The organism is Hymenobacter segetis (assembly GCF_038448715.1).
Classification (GTDB): Bacteria; Bacteroidota; Bacteroidia; order Cytophagales; family Hymenobacteraceae; genus Hymenobacter; species Hymenobacter segetis.
Map to the genome: position 1 here is coordinate 1 of NZ_JBCEVZ010000001.1, position 17,822 is coordinate 17,822.

A 17,822-nucleotide genomic window follows, 5' to 3' on the forward strand; every position below is an offset into this window, starting at 1 on the left:
CAGTTGCCGCCGAGGCGGGAGGTGATGTGCAGGCGGGTGACTTTGCCCTGCTCCCAGGCCAGGTCCACCACGTAGCCGCCCCGGGCCACGAGGCCGCGTACTTCGCCGGTGGGCCAGGCATCGGGCAGGGCCGGCAGGATGTCGATAGCACCATCGTAGCTCTGCACAAACAGCTCGGCCAGGCCCGAGGTGCAGCCGAAATTGCCGTCAATCTGGAACGGCGGGTGGGCGTCGAGCAGGTTGGGGTAGGTGCCGCCGCCGGTGGCTTCGTTCACCTTTTCCACGGTGCCGGGCAGGAGGCGCAGCTGGTTGGTGAGCAGCTTATACGCGTGGTTGCCGTCCTGCATGCGCGCCCAGAAATTCACCTTCCAGCCCATCGACCAGCCCGTGGAAATGTCGCCCCGCTGGGTGAGCGTGACGCGGGCGGCCTCGAACAATTCGGGCGTGTGGTAGGGCGAAATCTGCCCGCTCGGGAACAGGCCGTAGAGGTGTGAGATATGCCGGTGCGTGCCCTTGGGGTTGTCGAGGTCCTGCAGCCACTCCTGCACCTGCCCGTACTGGCCAATCTGCATGGGGGCCAGCCGCGCCCGCATGGTGCGCAGTGTATCGGCAAAGGCCTTATCGGTCCCCAGCAGCTCACTGGCCCGGATGGTTTTGGAAAACAGGTCCGTCACCAATTGATTGTCCATGGTGGTGCCGGCCACGATGCTGATTTTGGTATTGTCAAGCTGGTAAGAGTTTTCGGGCGACATCGACGGGCTCACCACCAGCCACTTGTGTGTGGGCTCCTCCTGCAAGGCATCCACGTAGTAGGTGGCCGCGCCCTTCAGCACGGGGTAGTATTCGCGCAGAAAAGCCTGGTCGCCGGTGAACTGGTAATGGTCCCAGAGGTGCTGCGAGAGCCAGGCCCCGCCCATCGGCCAGAGGCCGTAATTGGGCTTATCGACTTGCCCGGTGATGCGCCAGATGTCGGTGTTGTGGTGCATCACCCAGCCGCGGGCGCCGTACATGGTGCGGGCGCTTTGCTGGCCGGTCACGCTCAGGTCTTTGAGCATGGCGAAGAGCGGCTGGTGCATCTCCGGCAGGTTGGTGGGCTCGGCGGGCCAGTAGTTCATTTCCGTGTTGATGTTCACGGTGTACTTGCTGTCCCAGGGGCCTTTCAACTTGTCATTCCAGATGCCCTGCAGGTTGGCCGGCTGCCCGCCCGGCTGCGAGCAGCTGATGAGCAGGTAGCGGCCGTACTGAAAATACAGGGCCGCCAGGGCGGGGTCCTGGCCGTTGGCGAAGTTGGCCAGGCGCACATCGGTGGGCTTTTGGGCGGCGGGCGTCACGCCCAGGCTCAGGCTCACGCGGTTGAAATACTGCTGGAAGGCGGCCACGTGCGCGGCCCGGGCGGGCTCGTAGGGCTTGCCCACGGCCTGGGCCAGGTAGGCGCTGGCCCGCTGGGCAGCATCGCCGCTCACGTCGTGGTAGTTGATGAAATTGGTGCCGATGGAAATGTAGAGCGTGGCGCTGGTGGCGTGCTCGATGCGCAGGCCCTGCGGCTCGGCCAGCACTTTGCCGCCCTCGGCCACCACTTGCACGCGGGTCTGGAACTTGATTTGGCCGGGCTGGCCTTCGTGCTCGTTGCCGCTGCCGTCGAGAATCAGCTGATTATTTTCGGTGCGCAGGGTGGATTTTACCAGCGTTTCTTCGCTGAGCTGGCAGTCGATTTTGCCCGGCTTGCTGGCCGTCAGCCGCACCACCATCACTTGGTCGGGAAACGAGCTGAACATTTCGCGCTTGTAGCTCACGCCGTCCAGCTGGTAGCTCACCGAGGCCACGGCGCGGCCAATGTCCAGGTCGCGGTAGTAGCTGGTGGCTTTTTCATGGCCGGGGAAGGTTAGGTAGAGGTTGGCCGCCATCTGGTAGGGCATGCCGCTGTTGCCTTGCGGCAGCATTTTTTCCTGGGCCAGGGCCTGGGCTTCTACCTGCTGGCCGGCTTTCAGCTGCTCGCGCAACTGCCGGATGATGGGCAGCGCGTCGGGCTTCACGTTGTTGTTCGGGCCGCCGGCCCAGATGGTCGACTCGTTCAGCTGTAGCCGCTCGCGCTCGGGCGTGCCGAAGACCATTGCGCCCAGCCGGCCGTTGCCGATAGGCAGGGCCTCGTTCCAGTTGGCGGCCGGGTGGTCGTACCACAGCTTGAGCGGCGTGACTGGCAATGGTTTGGCAGCAGCGGGCGATACGCCCGCCGCCAACAGGCCCAGGCCGATGGACAGGTACGTGGAGGCCTTCCGGCGCAGCGGCACTACTTTCATCAGGAAAGAATAACGTGGAAAAAGCAAGCGAACAGGGCGAAAAAAACGGTGGGCAACCCCACCCGATGCTCGTTTACAGCACCGGTTGGAGTTGCCCGAACAGCCCCCATTTGGACTCCCACCCGAATGAGGCTGTTCATGTCGTTTCAGGCTTACAGGTAGCCGAAATTCTGCTTGAGGTTGGGGTTGGAATCAACCACGGTTTGCGGGAACGCCAGCAGCTCGTCGCCCGAATTGGGCACGTAGTTGGCGGCAAACAGGTCGATGAACGTGGACGTCGTCCCCCCCGTCAGCGCCTGGCGCCAGCTGAATTTGGCTGCCGTGGCGGTGGAGCCCGGAATCGGAATGGTGTTGGTGCTGACGTCAAACGGCCGGTAGAGCGAGCGGACGTAGCGCAGTTGGTCGTTCACGGCGTAGCCGTACACATACAGCGGAACTCTGGCCCCGATGCCCGTGCCATTGCGGATATCGGTCATGATGGCCTTGGCTTCGGCGATTTTCGCGCCCAGCAGGTTCCACCGAATCAGGTCGTATTTGCGGATGCCTTCGCCGCCGAATTCGAGCAGGCGCTCTTTCACCAGCGCGTCGAAGAAGCCGGTTTTGGTGCCCACCTGGGTGGTGGGCAGGGCAGCGTAGCGGCTGGCGGGGTAGGCCCGGCGGCGTACTTCTTCCAGGGCTTGCACCGGTGTGGTGCCGTGGTAGGCCGTGGCGGGGTCGGCCAGTTCGTTCTGGGCTTCGGCAAACATCAGCAGCACGTCGGCGAAGCGCACAATGGGCCAGTTCAGGCCCAGAGTTTGCGACGAGCCGGTGAGCAGCGGCACGCGCCAGTCGCGGCGGAATTTGCCGTCGCGCAAGGCGTTCAGCGTGGTGCTGGTTTGGGTGTTGGGCGTGGCGGCCACGGTCTGGTAGAGCGTCACAGTCACGTCGCGGCGCACATCAGTCGAGTCGAAGGTGTAGAAGTAGTTCGGGTTGATGGTGTAGGAGCCGCCGCCCTGGCCCCATTTCGAGGCCACGTCGAGGCGCGGGCCGTTGTTGTAGCCCAGCTTGCTGTCCGAGGCGGCCGAGCCCGAGCCCATGCCCACTTCAAACATGATTTCGCCGTACTGCGTGTCGAACTTGGCCTCGTTGATGTTGCGCCACACCTGCTCGTAGCTGGGGTTGAGGGTGTGCTGGCTGCGGTTTTGCAGCAGCGTGTCGCATTCGGCGCGGGCCATGGTGTAGTAGGTCAGGTAGTCGCTGGGGCGTTCCATCTGGCCGGTGCGGGCGCTGGAACGCCAGCCGCCGCGGGCCAGGGCAATGCGGGCGCGTAGGGCCTTGGCCGCGCCTTTGGTGAACCGCTCGTAGGCGTTCACGTCCGACTCCCGGCGCCAGGGCAACAGCTTCGAGGCCAGGGCGAGGTCGCCCAGAATCTGGTCGTAAATCTCGTTGCGCGGGGTCTGGGGCAGGTTCAGGTCGGTGTAGGCCGAAGAGGGCTTGAACTGCGCCGGCACGTCGCCCCAGTTCCGCACTATTTCCATGTAGTACAGCGCCCGCAGGGCCAGCACTTCGCCGTAGGCGCGGCGCAGGGCCTTCTGCTCGGCGGCGGTGCCGTTTTTATAGAGCGCCATCTGCGGGATGTTCTGTATACAGATGTTGGCGCGCTCCACGCCTTGGTAGAGCGTGGTGAAGGGCCCAATCAGCTCGGTGGTGCCGGCCGTCACGCGGTAGCGGTTGATGTCGCGGCTGCCACCGTCGGCCGCGCCGGCCCGGTTCTGGCCCTCGTCGGTGTCGGAGGGGTAGCCCGTGGAGAGGCGCACGCCGTAGCCGTTGTCGCCCGACAGCGGGTCGTAGGCGCCAATCACGGCGCTGTTCACGTTGGCCACGCTGCTGAATACGTCGTCAGAAATGTAGGACGAGGCCGGGCTTACGTCGAGGTAGTCTTTGCAGGCCGTGAGCAGGCCCGTGGCACCCAACAAAGAGCTGGTGGCCAGGGCGGCGCGAAGGATGAAGGAAGATTTCATATCAGGAAGCGGGTGGGAATTAAAGGGTCAGGTTCAGGCCGGCCAGGAAAGCGCGGCTGCGCGGATAGGCCGCGTAGTCGACGCCCGGCGTGAGCGGCGTGCCGCGGCGGGTGTTCACCTCGGGGTCGTAGCCCGAGTACTTGGTGAAGGTGTACACATTGTTCAGCGTCACGTAAAAGCGCAACTGCGTGAGCTTGGCGCGCTGAATAATCGACTTCGGCAGCGAGTAGCCCACCGTGATGTTGTTCACGCGCAGAAACGAGCCGTCCTCGATGGCCCAGGAGCTGAGCAGGTAGCGGCCGCGGGTGGGCCGCCACACCTGGGCGTTTTCGTTGAGGGCGGCCAGGGCCGTGGGCTCGGTCACGAGGTTGCCGGCGGCATCAATCGTGCGAAACCGGTCGCGCATCAGGCCCAGCACGTTCTGGTTGGCGTTGTAGCCGCTGGTGAAGTCGATTTTGTTGGCGTTGTAGATGTCATTGCCCACCACGAAGTTGAGGAACATGCTGGCATCAAACCCTTTGTAAGCAAACTGCTGGTTGAGGCCGCCCGTGAACTTGGGGTTGGCGTTGCCAATCACCGTGCGGTCGTTGGTGTCCACCACGCCGTCGCCGTTGATGTCCTTGAACTTCATGGCGCCCGGGGTGGGCTGCAGGTAGCCGCCCTTGGGGGCCGGCACGCCGGTCACGGTGGGCACGGTGTAGCCGGTGTTGTCGGCCACCACGCCGTTGTTGTTCGGCACGCCGTCCTTCAGCACGTAGTTCCAGCCGCCGCTGCCGTTGGGCGTGGCGTTGAAGTCGCTCACTTTGTAAAAGCCGTCCGACACGTAGCCGTACATCAGGCCCACGGGCTTGCCGGGCTGCACCAGGTAGTCGGTGCCGGTGTCGCTGGTCCAGCCCGAGTTGATGCCAGGCAAATAAGCCTGGCCGCCCAGGTCCTCCACCCGGTTGCGGTTGAAGGAAATGTTGCCGTTGATGTTCCAGGTGAAGTCTGGGGTCCGTACCGCCGTGCCGCTCAGCTGCAGCTCAATGCCGCGGTTAGACGTCTCGCCGATGTTGCGCAGCTGCGTGGCGTAGCCCGACGTCACGGGCACGGGCTGGGCAATGAGCAGGTCGTAGGTCGAGTTGTAATAGAGGTCGGCGGTGAGCTGCACGCGGTTGCTGAACAGGGCCAGGTCCACGCCCAGGTTGCGGGAGTGGGTGGTTTCCCATTTCAGGTTGGGGTTGGCCAGGGCCGAGGTGGCCAGGCCCGGCGTGCGGCCGTTTTCAACGGAATACTCCACGCCGCTGGTCGAGTAGGTTTCGCGGAACAGGTTGTTGCTGATGCGGTTATTGCCGGCCAGGCCGTAGCTCAGGCGCAGCTTCAGGTCCGACACGGCTGTCAGGGGCTGCATAAAGGTTTCCTTCGACAAGCGCCAGGCCACCGAAGCCGCCGGGAATACGCCCACGCGCTTGCCCTCCGCAAATTTCGACGAGCCATCCACGCGCATCGTGCCCGTAAACAGATATTTATCATCATAGGCATAGTTCACCCGGGTGAAGCCCGACAGAATGCGGTTGGGGTCTTCGTTGGTGGTGGGGGAGGGCTGCACGAAGCCGGCCGGAGCCTGGGCCTGGTTGAAGTTGGCCAGCGCCTTTTCGGGCTCGATGTCGGTGGGCAGGTAGAAGGCCGAGATGTTGAGCGAGTTGTTCAGGGTCTGGTACACTTCCTGGCCCAGCAACACGTCGAAGCTGTGCTTGCTTTTGGAAAACAGCTTGTAGGTCAGTACGTTCGAGTTGTTGAGCGTGAACTGCGTGCCCGTGCCGATGGAGGCCGTGGGCTGGTTGCCGTTCTGGCGGGCCACGCCGGTCACCTTGCTGTTGAATGCCTCCGTGCGGGTGGCGCGGTAGTCGATGCCCACCGTGGAGCGGAAGCTCAGGCTCTTGGTGAAGTTGTAGTTGACGTAAGCGCTGGAGTTCACCAGGCGCTGGCCGTCGCGGCGATACTCCGAATTGGCCAGCACGATTGGGTTAATCAAGCCGTTGTTGCCGCCGCTCAGGATGTAGTATTCCTCGTCTTCCTGCGTAGGGTCGAGCACTACGCCGGTGCCCAGGTTGGTGGTGAAGGGGCGGTACTGCACCGTGTTGCGCAGGCGCGACGAACTGGCCAGCCCGCCGCTGGCCGTGCCGGCCCCATTGATGGTCTGGTCGTTCAAACGCACGTTGAAGCCAAGACGCAGCTTATCGGTAGCCTTGTTGTCGAGGCGGAAGTTCAGTAGCTTGCGGTCGAAGTCCGAGGCCAGCTGAATGCCCTGCTCGCGGTTGCTGGTCAGGCTCAGCGAGTACACCGTGCCCTTGCCCCCGCCCGACACCGTCAGGTTGTGGGTTTGCTGGAAGGCATCGCGCCCAAACACCTCATTCTGCCAGTCGGTAAACGGCGACTGCCGCGCCCGCGCCAGCGTATCGCTCAGGAAGTTTCGCGAGCCATACGCCCCGCGAAACGCGGCCAAATCCGCGCTGCTGCGTGCGGCGCGCTCGTATTGCAGGTCGATAAATTCGCCGGGCTTCAGTACGTCCAGGCTTTTCACCAGCCGCCGCACCCCGGCAAAGCCGCTGTACGCCACCGTAGTGCGGCCCTCAATCCCGTTTTTGGTGGTGATAATAACCACGCCATTGGCCCCGCGAGCGCCGTAAATGGCCGTAGAAGCCGCGTCCTTCAGCACATCCACCGAGGCAATGTCCTGGGGCGAAATCACGTTCAAAGCATTCTCAATTTGAATGCCGTCCACCACGTACAGCGGCGAGTTGTCTTGGGTAATAGAGCCGCCGCCGCGCACCCGGATGGTGACGTTGGCCCCCGGCGTGCCTTCCGATGACGTGAGCTGCACCCCGGCCAGTCGGCCCGTAAGGGCCTCGGCGGCGGAGTTTACCGGAATATCCTTGATTTGGGCAGCGCTCACCGATGATACCGACCCCGTCAGCTCGCTACGCTGCACCGAGCCGTAGCCAATCACCACCACGTCGTCGAGCTGCTTGTTGTCGGCCGTCAGGGTCACGTCGTAGGTGGTGCCGCTGCCCACGGCCACTTCCTGCGACAGGAAGCCCACGTAGCTGAATACCAGCGTAGGGGCCGCAGTGCCCGCCGGCACGGCCACTTGAAAGCGGCCATCAGGGCCGGTCGAGGCCCCGCTGGTGGTACCCTTTACCAGCACGGTCACGCCGGGCAGGGCATCGCCCTTGGCATCCTTCACCGTGCCGGAAAGCGAGCGGTTTTGGGCCGCCGCCAGACTAATGCTCAGGCAGAACAAAAGCCAGTAAAGCAGGAAATTTCGTTTCATAATAAAGGTCATTGAGAGTGGGAATTTTGAATCTGAAGCAGGGCTATTCCTTGAGCAGGGGCACCGCAAACTGAGTTGCGCCACTGGTGTAGCGCACCAGGTAGCGGCCGGCTGCGAGGCCGTGGAGGTCGAGCGATGTTTGCTGGGTGCCGGGTGCGCAGGCCACCGTGGCCACCCGCTGGCCCGTGGCCGAGTACAGCGAAATGCTGGCCTCGCGGCCCACGGCCGGGTGTAGTAGCAGGCACTGCGCCGTAGCCGGGTTGGGGTAGGCTTCCAGGCCCATTTTCCCTTCGGCGGCTTTGGTAGTCAGCAGCACGCTGGCAATGCCGTTGAGGTAATTTTCGAGGTTCGTGTAGCCGTTGGCGGCCACGCCCTGGCGGTCGGCGGCGTTGTTAGGATTCAGGCCGTTGGCAGTTTCGTAGGCGTCGGTCATGCCGTCGTGGTCCGAGTCGGCGGGCGCGGTGCCGCAGCTTAGTACCGGCCAGGCCGCCTGCGACACGCTGTAAGGCGTAACGTGAGCCGGGTAGCCCCCTTGCACGTCAATCAGCCCGCCGGTTCGGTTGCGCACGTCGTTGATAATGCGCTGGTCCAGCACATCGCGCACGGGCAGCACGCAGCCAGCCTGGGCCAGCACGGCCGTGTAGGCATCCTGCGCCGTTTGGGTGGGCAGGGGCGTGGTGGCAAACGGCACGGTCACCTTTATGCGCGTGGTATCGGAGCGGGGGGCGCTGCCGGGGGCCACGCCCAGCCAGTTGTTGCGGGTCACGGCGGGGTAATTGTCCACGTAGTTGCCGCTCAGGTAGGCCTGCGGGAAGGGTAGGGCCGCGCTGAAGAACGGGTAAAACATCATGGACTTGATGGCCACGCCGCTGGTCGAGCCACTGGAAGTGGCCGGGCCATACTTATAGTAGTTGTTCACCAGGTTGTAGGCCCCGCCCTCGCCGCCGTTGGTGTTGTAGGAGCCCCAGTCGTAGATGACGTTGTTGCGGAAATCGGCCATTTCCGCGCCGGCCACTGCTGGCGTAAGGCCGCCGCTGCCCGAGAACCGGGGCATGCGCCCCTTGCAATGCGCAATCAGGTTGTGGTGGAAGGATGCGTGCCGCCCGCCCCACACCCCGCCAAATCCGTGGTGCTCAAAATCGGTATCGCCCGCTTCAAAGTGGTAGGAATAGTCCAGCGGCTCCGAAATCAGATTCCATTGCAGCGTAGTGCTGTCGCCCTGGTAAAAGGAGCAGGCCTCGTCGGTGCTCCAGCTCATGGTGCAGTGGTCCACCATGGTTTTCACATTGAAGCGGCCCCCAAAAGCATCATCGGAGCCGGCACCATCTACCATGCCTTGGTTCTGATACCGGTCGCCCATGCGGAAACGCACGAAGCGCACCAGCACGTTGTTGCCGTTCACCGTTACGGGCCGGTCGGCCAGGCAAATGCCATCGCCGGGAGCGGTCTGGCCCGCCAGCGTGGTATTGGCCGGAATGCGCAGCTGCGTGAGCAGGTGGATGGTGCCACACACCCGAAACACCACCGTGCGGTTGGGCACAGTGGTGACCGACTGGCTCAGCGCGTAGCGTAACGTGCCCGCCGTATTGGTGTCGGCCAGACTCGTCACCTCATACACTGTGGTTGGGGCGGCGGCCGTACCGCGCCCGCCAGAGGTGTACTTCCCAGCTCCTTCCGCCCCCGGAAAAGCAATGAGCCGCTGGCCTTGAGCAGTCAGCGCGCCGAAAAACAGGGCCGCAAATACGGGGATAACACCGATGTTGGAATGCAATAGCTTTTGACTGTTGCTCGGTCTGTTTTTCATGGTCCGGGTGGGTGGGGTAAGGATGGAATGAAAGTGTGGACTCAGCCTTCATGAAGTAAATGTGAATATCATTTTTAATAGAAACAACAAAGTTGGGATATAAATCGTCGGGAACGATGCCGGGAACGATGCCGAAAGATGATTCAATATGTAAAGGGAGCGGGGCGAAGTGGTTTTTGCTTTTGCAGGAGCGTATTAAATATCTTCTTAACGAATGTAAAAGATGCTGCTATACAATTGATTGCAATTAAAAATTAGCAGTCATGCGTTCGTTGCTTCGATATAATCGAGCCAAAAATAAGTAAAGTACTATTATTTTGACTGTCTTATCACAAATCAAAGAATGTGTACACAGTACAGATAATTGGCTGCTAAATTCGATTGGTTCAACAATGCGGTATCGATACCGAATTGTATAAAATCATAAAAGAGTCGTTAATTTGTGAATCAATTAATGACTCATTCAGCAGCTGTTTCGATAGCTTTGCTCAATCATGAAGTGCTTCCATCCGCTCTATAGCTTCCTGCTTCCTTTTATGGCAAAGAGTAGTATCCGCTACCGGTTTATCCTGCTGCTAGCACTCGTAGGGAGCTACCACCAGGATGGCCAGGCGCAGTCGTTGCCGCCCGGCGTTTCCAAAGTCTGGGTACCCGACCTAGGTAATGGCACCTATAAAAACCCGGTGCTCTACGCCGACTATTCCGACCCCGACGTAGTGCGGGTTGGCAGCGACTTCTACCTCACGTCTTCCAGCTTCAACGCGGTGCCGGGCCTGCAAATCCTGCATTCCAAGGACCTGGTGAACTGGTCCATTATTGGGGCGGTGTTTAAGCAACAGCCGCCGCTGGCCCGCTACCGCGAGCCCCAGCACGGCAATGGCGTGTGGGCGCCCGCCATTCGCTACCACAACCAGGAGTTCTATATCTACTACCCCGACCCGGATTTAGGCATCTTCGTCACGAAGGCTAAGAACCCGGCCGGCCCGTGGTCGGCACCGGTGTGCGTGAAGCAGGCCAGCGGCTGGATTGACCCTTGCCCGCTCTGGGACGCCGACGGCAAAGCCTATCTGGTGCACGGTTTTGCGGGCTCGCGGGCCGGCATCAAAACCGTGTTGGCCGTGAGCCCGATGAGCCCCGACGGACAGCGCCTGACCGGTGATGATGTGCTGGTATTTGATGGCCACGCCGGCCACCCCACGCTGGAAGGCCCGAAGTTTTACAAGCGCAACGGCTACTACTACATCTTCGCGCCGGCCGGTGGCGTGCCCACTGGCTGGCAACTGGTGCTGCGCTCCCGGAACGTGTACGGGCCTTACGAAGAGAAGATTGTAATGGACCAGGGCAAAACGCCCATCAACGGTCCGCACCAGGGTGCGTGGGTAGACACCGATGCGGGCGAGGACTGGTTTCTGCATTTCCAGGACCAGGGCGCCTATGGCCGGGTGGTGCATTTGCAGCCTATGGTGTGGAAAAACGACTGGCCCGTAATTGGCGAAGACCCGGACGGCGACGGCAAGGGCCAGCCCGTGCTCACGCACCGCAAGCCCCGCATCAAGAGCCCCGCGCAGCCGCTGGCCACGCCGCCCACCTCCGACGAGTTCAGTGCCGCTAAGCTGGGCCTGCAGTGGCAGTGGCACGCCAACCCGCAGGACTACTGGGCCTACCTGAACCCGGCGCAGGGCCAGTTGCGCCTGTATTCGGTAGCTCTGCCCGAGGGCTTCAAAAACTACTGGCAGGTGCCCAACCTGCTGCTGCAAAAGCTGCCCGCTGAAACCTTCACTGTCACCACCAAACTGACGTTCACGTCGCGCATCGAAGGTGAAAAAGTGGGTCTGATGATGATGGGGCTTGATTATGCGTACCTCTCACTCACCAACCAGGGAGGCAAGCTGCAGCTCAGTCAAACGGTTTGCAAGGATGCCGACAAGCTGAAGCCGGAAACCACGACGGCCCCGGTGGAGGTGCCCGCCGCGCTGGCCGGCAAGCCGCTCTACCTGCGCGTGACTACCAAGGCCGGGGCCAAATGCCAGTTCAGCTACAGCTTCGATGGGCAGACTTTTCAGCCGCTCGGGGCGGAGTTCATAGCCCGCGAAGGCAAGTGGATTGGCGCGAAGGTGGGCTTGTTCTGCTCGCGCACGGCCAAGTTCAACGATGCCGGCAGCGCCGATGTTGACTGGTTTCGCATTGATAAATAAGCCGGTTGTAGTGGCTTGTTATCCTGTTCTTACTCATTGATTTTCAACTATGCTGCTGCTCGGAATAGACCTGGGAACTTCATCCGTCAAGGTGTCGGTGGTAGATGCCGACACGCGCCAGTGCCTGGCCTCGGTGAGCTACCCCGACACGGAGCGCGAAATTCTGACCCGCCAGCCCGGCTGGGCTGAGCAGGACCCGCGCCAGTGGTGGCTCGATGTGCGGCAGGCTATTCTGAAAGCCAATGCCACCCAAGCCTATGACCCGCAGGAGATTGGCGCTATCGGCATTGCCTACCAGATGCACGGCCTGGTGGTGGTGGATGCGCAGCAGCACGTGTTGCGCGACGCCATCATTTGGTGCGATAGCCGGGCGGTGCCCTACGGCGAGGAGGCCTTCGCCGCCATCGGCGCAACCCGCAGCCTGGAGCATCTGCTCAACTCGCCGGGCAACTTCACCGCCGCCAAGCTGGCCTGGGTGAAAGCCGAGGAACCAGAGGTGTACGCCCGCATCGACAAGGTGTTGCTGCCCGGTGACTTCCTGGCCCTGCAGCTCACCGGCAAAGCCACTACCAGCATTTCGGCGCTGTCGGAAGGCATTTTCTGGGACTTTGCCGAGCACGCGCTTTCTGAGGACGTGTTCCGCTTTTTCGGGTTTGACAAGGAGTTGATTCCGCCGGTGCAGCCGGTTTTTGCGGCGCACGGCCGGGTGCTGGCGGCGGTGGCCGCAGAGCTGGGGCTGCGACCGGGCATTCCGGTGACCTACAAGGCGGGTGACCAGCCCAATAACGCCTTGTCATTGGGTGTGTTGGAGCCGGGCGAGGTGGCGGCTACGGCCGGCACCTCGGGCGTGATTTATGCCGTGACCGACCAGCTGTTTGTCGATGCGCAGTCGCGGGTGAATGCCTTTGCTCACGTCAACCACGCCGCTGAGCAGCCCCGCCTGGGCGTACTGCTGTGCATCAACGGCACGGGCAGCCTCAACCGCTGGATGAAGAGCATTGCCGGTCCGCAGCTGAGCTACCCCGAGATGAACGAGCGCGCTGCCGCCGTGCCCGCCGGCTCCGACGGCCTGCTCTGCCTGCCCTTCGGCAACGGCGCCGAGCGCATGCTGGCTAATCAGCAGGTCGGCGCGCACCTGCACAACATCGACCTGAATCTGCACACGCCCGGCCACCTGCTGCGCGCCGGGCAGGAAGGCGTGGCATTCGCCTTCCGCTACGGCCTGGATTTGATGCGCGAAAACGGCCTGCACCCCACGGTGGTGAAGGCCGGCAAAACCAATATGTTTCTGAGCGAGGTCTTCGCCCAAGCTTTCGCTAATGCCACCGGCCTCACGGTAGAGCTGTACCAGACCGATGGCAGCGTGGGCGCCGCGCTGGGCGCGGGCATTGGGGTAGGGGCTTACACCACACCCGCTGAGGCTTTTCAGCGCATGGAGCGCCTGCAAACCATTGAGCCCGATGACGAAGTCGATATTTACGAGCAGGCGTATCAGCAATGGAAAGCGCTGCTGATGAGCCGGCTAAATCTGGCAGCTATATCCCAACACCAGCCGGCATAACACGCCGAATCATTTCATACGAACCTTTAAAATACCCCTAATATGAGCATCCTCACAAGCGAAAAAACTTTGTTTTCCAGCATCCCACAAATCAAGTTTGAGGGCCTGGAATCCGATAACCCGCTGGCTTTCCGCTGGTACGATGCCGAGCGTGTGGTGGCTGGCAAGCCGATGAAAGACTGGCTGCGTTTTGCCGGGGCCTACTGGCACTCCTTCAACGGTAGCGGGGCCGACCCGTTTGGCGAGCCTACGCACCTGTTTCCGTGGGATACCGAGCGCGACCCCATCACCGCCGCCAAGGCCAAGATGGATGCCGCTTTTGAATTCCTTACCAAGCTCAACCTGCCGTATTACTGCTTCCACGACGTGGACGTGGTGGACTACACCAACGACGTGGCCGACAACGAGCGCCGCCTCCAGACCATGGTGGCATACGCCCAGGAAAAGCAGCGCGAAACCGGTCTGAAACTGCTCTGGGGCACGGCCAACCTGTTTTCGCACCGCCGCTACATGAACGGCGCGGCCACCAACCCCGACTTCCACGTGCTGGCCCACGGGGCGGCCCAGGTGAAGGCGGCCATTGACGCCACTATTGCGCTGGGCGGCGAAAACTACGTGTTCTGGGGCGGCCGTGAGGGCTATATGTCCTTGCTGAACACCAACATGCAGCGCGAGCAGGAGCATTTTGCCAAGTTCCTGCACACCTGCAAGGACTACGCCCGTCGCAACGGCTTCACGGGCACGTTCTTCATCGAGCCCAAGCCCATGGAGCCCACCAAGCACCAGTATGATTACGACGCGGCCACCGTCATCGGCTTCCTGCGCCAATACGATTTGCTGGGTGATTTCAAGCTGAACCTGGAGGTGAACCACGCCACGCTGGCCGGCCATACCTTCCAGCACGAGCTGCAGGTGGCCGCCGACGCCGGCATGCTCGGCAGCATGGACGCCAACCGCGGCGACTACCAGAACGGCTGGGATACTGACCAGTTCCCGAACGACATCTACGAGCTGACCGAGGCCATGCTGGTGGTGCTCGAAGCCGGTGGCCTGCAGGGCGGCGGCATCAATTTCGACGCCAAAATCCGTCGCAACTCGACCGACGTGCAGGACCTGTTCCACGCCCACGTTGGGGGCATGGACCTCTTCGCTCGCGCCCTCATTACGGCCGATAACGTGCTGCAAAAATCTGACTACAAGCAGATTCGCCAGCAGCGCTACGCTTCCTTCGACAGCGGCGCGGGCAAGGCCTTCGAGCAGGGCCAGCTCACGCTGGAGCAGCTGCGCGACTACGCCGCCGAAAACGGCGAGCCCGCCATCATCAGCGGCCGCCAGGAGTATATGGAAAACCTGCTGAACCGCTACATCTAGCGCCTTTCGACCGGACCCAAAGGCCGTCCTGCGGTGCGCCGCCGAAGCAGCTCGCGTGTGGTGGTAATTCTCTTATTGCGATTGGATTACTCACTACGTGCGAGCTGCTTCGGCGGCGCGCCGCAGGACGGCTTCTTTGTGCCATTGCCGACCATTCTTAAAGCCTAATCCAGCCATCATTCCTCAATTTATGCCCGTTTTCACTGCCTTCCGCCGGTTATTGCTCGCCGGGTTGTGTAGCCTCGGCTTCACGGCTAATGCTCAATCCGATAATGGCCGATTCGTGCAGGATTTATCGAATCAGGACTGGCGAATGTGGCTGGATAAGGCTGCACCTTGGGCGATGGACCGCCTTTATGCGCCACCAGTGAACATCAGTCAACTGCCAGTAAACCAGCCCACGGGCGGTTGGGCGACGTTGGCCAAAGGCGAAGGGAAAATCGTGCGCCTGCCGGCCACGGTGGAGCAGTATTACTGGGGGCAGAATGGCAATAGCTTCGGGCTGAGCGGCAATTACCTCGGCGTGTCGTGGTTCAGTACGCGGTTGGCGGTACCGGCCGCGTTACAAGGTCAGCGAGTGGTCCTACGCTTCGAGAGCGTGCGGTTTCGGGCCGAGGTGTTTGTGAACCAGCAACTGGCGGGCTACGACTTGGTGAACAGCACGCCGTTTGAAATCGACGTAACGAAACTGCTGCACTACGGGCAGGCCAACGACGTGGCCGTGCGCATCACCGACCCCAACGGCAATTTCGACTGGCGCGACTCGCAGAATTTTATGTGGGGCAGCTACCGCACCCAGCCCACGCACGGCTTCGGCGGCATCACGGGCAAGGTGGAACTGGTGGCCACGCCGCTGGTTTTTGTGCAGGATGTGTTCGTGAAAAACAAGCCCGCCCTGCGCGAAGTCGACGTACAGGTGACCACCGCCAACCAAACCAGCCAGCCCACCAGCGGGACCCTGCGGCTGGAAGTAAAGGAATTTGGCGGTGCGCAAAAGACGGTTTTCACCCAGGAACTGCCCCTGGCACAAGTGCCGGCAGGGCAGAGCACCCAAACCGTGAAGGTGAAGGTGCCCGAAGCCAAGCTCTGGAGCGTCGAAAGCCCCAACCTATACCAGTTCACGGCCACTTGGAAGGGTGCCAATAACGCCACCGATACCTATCACCAGCGCTTCGGCTTCCGCTGGTTTGAGGCGCGGGACGTGGCGGGCGGCGACCGGCAGTTTTTCCTGAATGGCAAACGCATTGTGTTGCGCACGGCCATTTCCTGGGGCTTCTGGCCGGTGAATGGCATTGCGCCGAGCGATGCGCTGGCCCGCAAGCAGGTGGAAACCGCTAAGGCGCTGGGGTTGAACATGCTCAACTTCCACCGCACCATCGGCCAGACCAACGTGCTGGACTACGCCGACGAGCTGGGCCTGCTCTACTTCGAGGAGCCCGGCGGCAACCAGTACCCGGCCAACCTGATGAACGCCACCGATTCGCTGGGCAAAAAGCAGGCGGATTTTTACCTGGCCGCCCGCACCGAAAAGGTGCTGCGCATGGTGCGCCGCGACCGCAACCACCCCTCGCTCATCATCTACAACTTCCACAACGAGCGCGGCGCGCCACCCGAACCGCAGGACCGCACCGAGATGAGCGCCGCCCACGCCCTCGACGAAACGCGGCTGCTCACCTATAATTCTTCCAACGGCGACCCCACCCTCAAGCCCAATCCGCGCTTCAAGCTGCACCTGCGGCCCTACGACGCGAAATTTTACGATTACGGCTGGTTCGACCAGCACCACGCCGGTGGGCCAGGCGTGTACAACAATGCCCTGTACTCCGGCCCCGGCAAGTACCTGCGCTTCACCGACCACAAGGACGAAATCATCTATTGGGGCGAGGACGGGGCCATCGGCACGCCGCCGCGCCTGCAGCTCATTCGGGACGAAATTCTGAAAACCGGGAAGGACATTGGCTGGGAAAGCGCCAGCTATCTGCAGTGGTACAATGCCTACGACCAATTCCTGACCAACACGCCCGGCTTCCGCCAGGTCTTTCCGACGGTGGATGCCCTGACCACGGCCATGGGCAATACTGCCTACTACTACCAGGGTCGGGCCATCGAAAACGTGCGCCTCAACAACGTGGCCGATGGCTACGCCGTGAACGGTTGGGAAAGCATGATGTTGGAAAACCACTCCGGCATCGTGGACAATTACCGCAACCCCAAGGGCGACGTGCAGCTCATCGCCCGCTACAACCGCCCGGTGTACGTGGCCGTGAAGCTGACCCGCAAAGTGCTGGGCGTGGGCGACACCGCCCGCGCCGATTTCTACCTCATCAACGAAGTCAACCTGCACGGTAAATACAAGCTGCGCGTGCAGGCCACCGACGAGCAAGGCAAGGTAGTTTTCACCAAAACCCTGTCCGTAAAAGCCACCGGCGGTACCACCTACGGCGAATTGCTGACGGCCGGGCTGCCCATTATCCCCACCAATGCCGGCTACACTACCGTGCGGGCCGAGCTGCTGAGCGGCAGCACTGCCGTGGCCAACGGCGACGATAAGCTCTACGCCGTGCGCCTGAATACCGCCGGCCTGCCCGCCACCGGCATGGTGGCCGATACCAGTGGCGTACTGGCCGGCTACCTCAAATCCGTCGGTGTCAACTCGTTCAAAGAATTTAAATCGGGCCGGCCAGTGGGCGACTATCTGCTGGTGGGCGCCTTCAATCCGCAGCAAACCGGCAACCCGCTGGTAACCGACATTCTGGAATGGGTGAACGAAGGCCACACGCTCATCGTGGTGAACAACATTGACAAATGGGCCACCCATCTGGGCCGCAAGGAAGTGGTGGACTACCGGGGCTCCAAGGAACTGGGCACCAGCTGGTACGGCGGCAACTACTTCGCCAAAAGCCACCCGTTGTTTGCCGGTCTGCCGCCGGCCGGGGTTTTCAACTGGGAGTACCAGTGCTTTGCCACCTACGACCGTGCCCGGCTGGGCCTGCGCCTGTTCAATGGCGAAACCATTGTGGGGTGTGTGTCCGACCACAAGAAGGAAGTGTACTCAGCCCTGAGCGTGGTGCCGCACGGCCGCGGCCGCATCATCCTCTGCGCTCTGGATATGTTCTCGACCCTGCGCGGTGTGAAAGTGGGCAAAAAAGCCGAAGGCGACGGCGAAAATGCCGCCCTCACTTCGCTCGACACCTCGCGCGGCAACCGGGCCAACCTCGTGGGCCAGCAACTGCTGCTGAACATGCTGCGGTGGAATGGCGCGCCGCAGTAGCCTGTTGCCC

Annotated in this window: 8 protein-coding genes; 4 read left to right on the forward strand and 4 right to left on the reverse strand. The window is 61.9% G+C overall.

What is annotated here, in order from left to right; genetic code table 11:
- From AAFH49_RS00005 to AAFH49_RS00020, 4 genes are all read right to left on the reverse strand, one after another.
- Positions 1-2,297 (reverse strand): glycoside hydrolase family 95 protein (locus AAFH49_RS00005; RefSeq protein ID WP_342295003.1); only part of this gene is annotated, 2,297 nt, incomplete at its 3' end.
- 152 nt (positions 2,298-2,449) lie between these two features.
- On the reverse strand, positions 2,450-4,297 hold the full coding sequence (locus tag AAFH49_RS00010; protein ID WP_342295004.1) for a RagB/SusD family nutrient uptake outer membrane protein: 1,848 nt from the start codon (positions 4,295-4,297) through the stop codon (positions 2,450-2,452).
- A 19-nt stretch (positions 4,298-4,316) separates the two neighbouring features.
- The gene (locus tag AAFH49_RS00015; RefSeq protein ID WP_342295007.1) at positions 4,317-7,610 is read right to left on the reverse strand and encodes a SusC/RagA family TonB-linked outer membrane protein; all 3,294 of its coding nucleotides are present in this window, start codon (positions 7,608-7,610) and stop codon (positions 4,317-4,319) included.
- Between the two features lie 43 nt (positions 7,611-7,653).
- Positions 7,654-9,414 (reverse strand): T9SS type A sorting domain-containing protein, encoded by a 1,761-nt coding sequence (locus AAFH49_RS00020; RefSeq protein ID WP_342295009.1) that lies wholly within the window; start codon positions 9,412-9,414, stop codon positions 7,654-7,656.
- A gap of 536 nt (positions 9,415-9,950) precedes the next feature.
- On the opposite strand from AAFH49_RS00020, the gene AAFH49_RS00025 reads away from it, so the two are divergent.
- The 4 genes from AAFH49_RS00025 to AAFH49_RS00040 all read left to right on the forward strand — a co-directional run bounded on the left by AAFH49_RS00025 (position 9,951) and on the right by AAFH49_RS00040 (position 17,812).
- Entirely contained in the window at positions 9,951-11,609 is a 1,659-nt protein-coding gene (locus tag AAFH49_RS00025) for a glycoside hydrolase family 43 protein (RefSeq protein WP_342295010.1), read from the forward strand.
- Between the two features lie 49 nt (positions 11,610-11,658).
- Complete coding sequence (locus AAFH49_RS00030; RefSeq protein ID WP_342295011.1) at positions 11,659-13,170, forward strand: FGGY family carbohydrate kinase; 1,512 nt, start codon at positions 11,659-11,661, stop codon at positions 13,168-13,170.
- Between the two features lie 42 nt (positions 13,171-13,212).
- Positions 13,213-14,541 (forward strand): xylose isomerase, encoded by a 1,329-nt coding sequence (xylA, locus tag AAFH49_RS00035; protein WP_342295012.1) that lies wholly within the window; start codon positions 13,213-13,215, stop codon positions 14,539-14,541.
- Between the two features lie 190 nt (positions 14,542-14,731).
- Positions 14,732-17,812 (forward strand): glycoside hydrolase family 2 protein, encoded by a 3,081-nt coding sequence (locus AAFH49_RS00040; RefSeq protein WP_342295013.1) that lies wholly within the window; start codon positions 14,732-14,734, stop codon positions 17,810-17,812.
- The last annotated feature ends 10 nt before the right edge of the window (positions 17,813-17,822 follow it).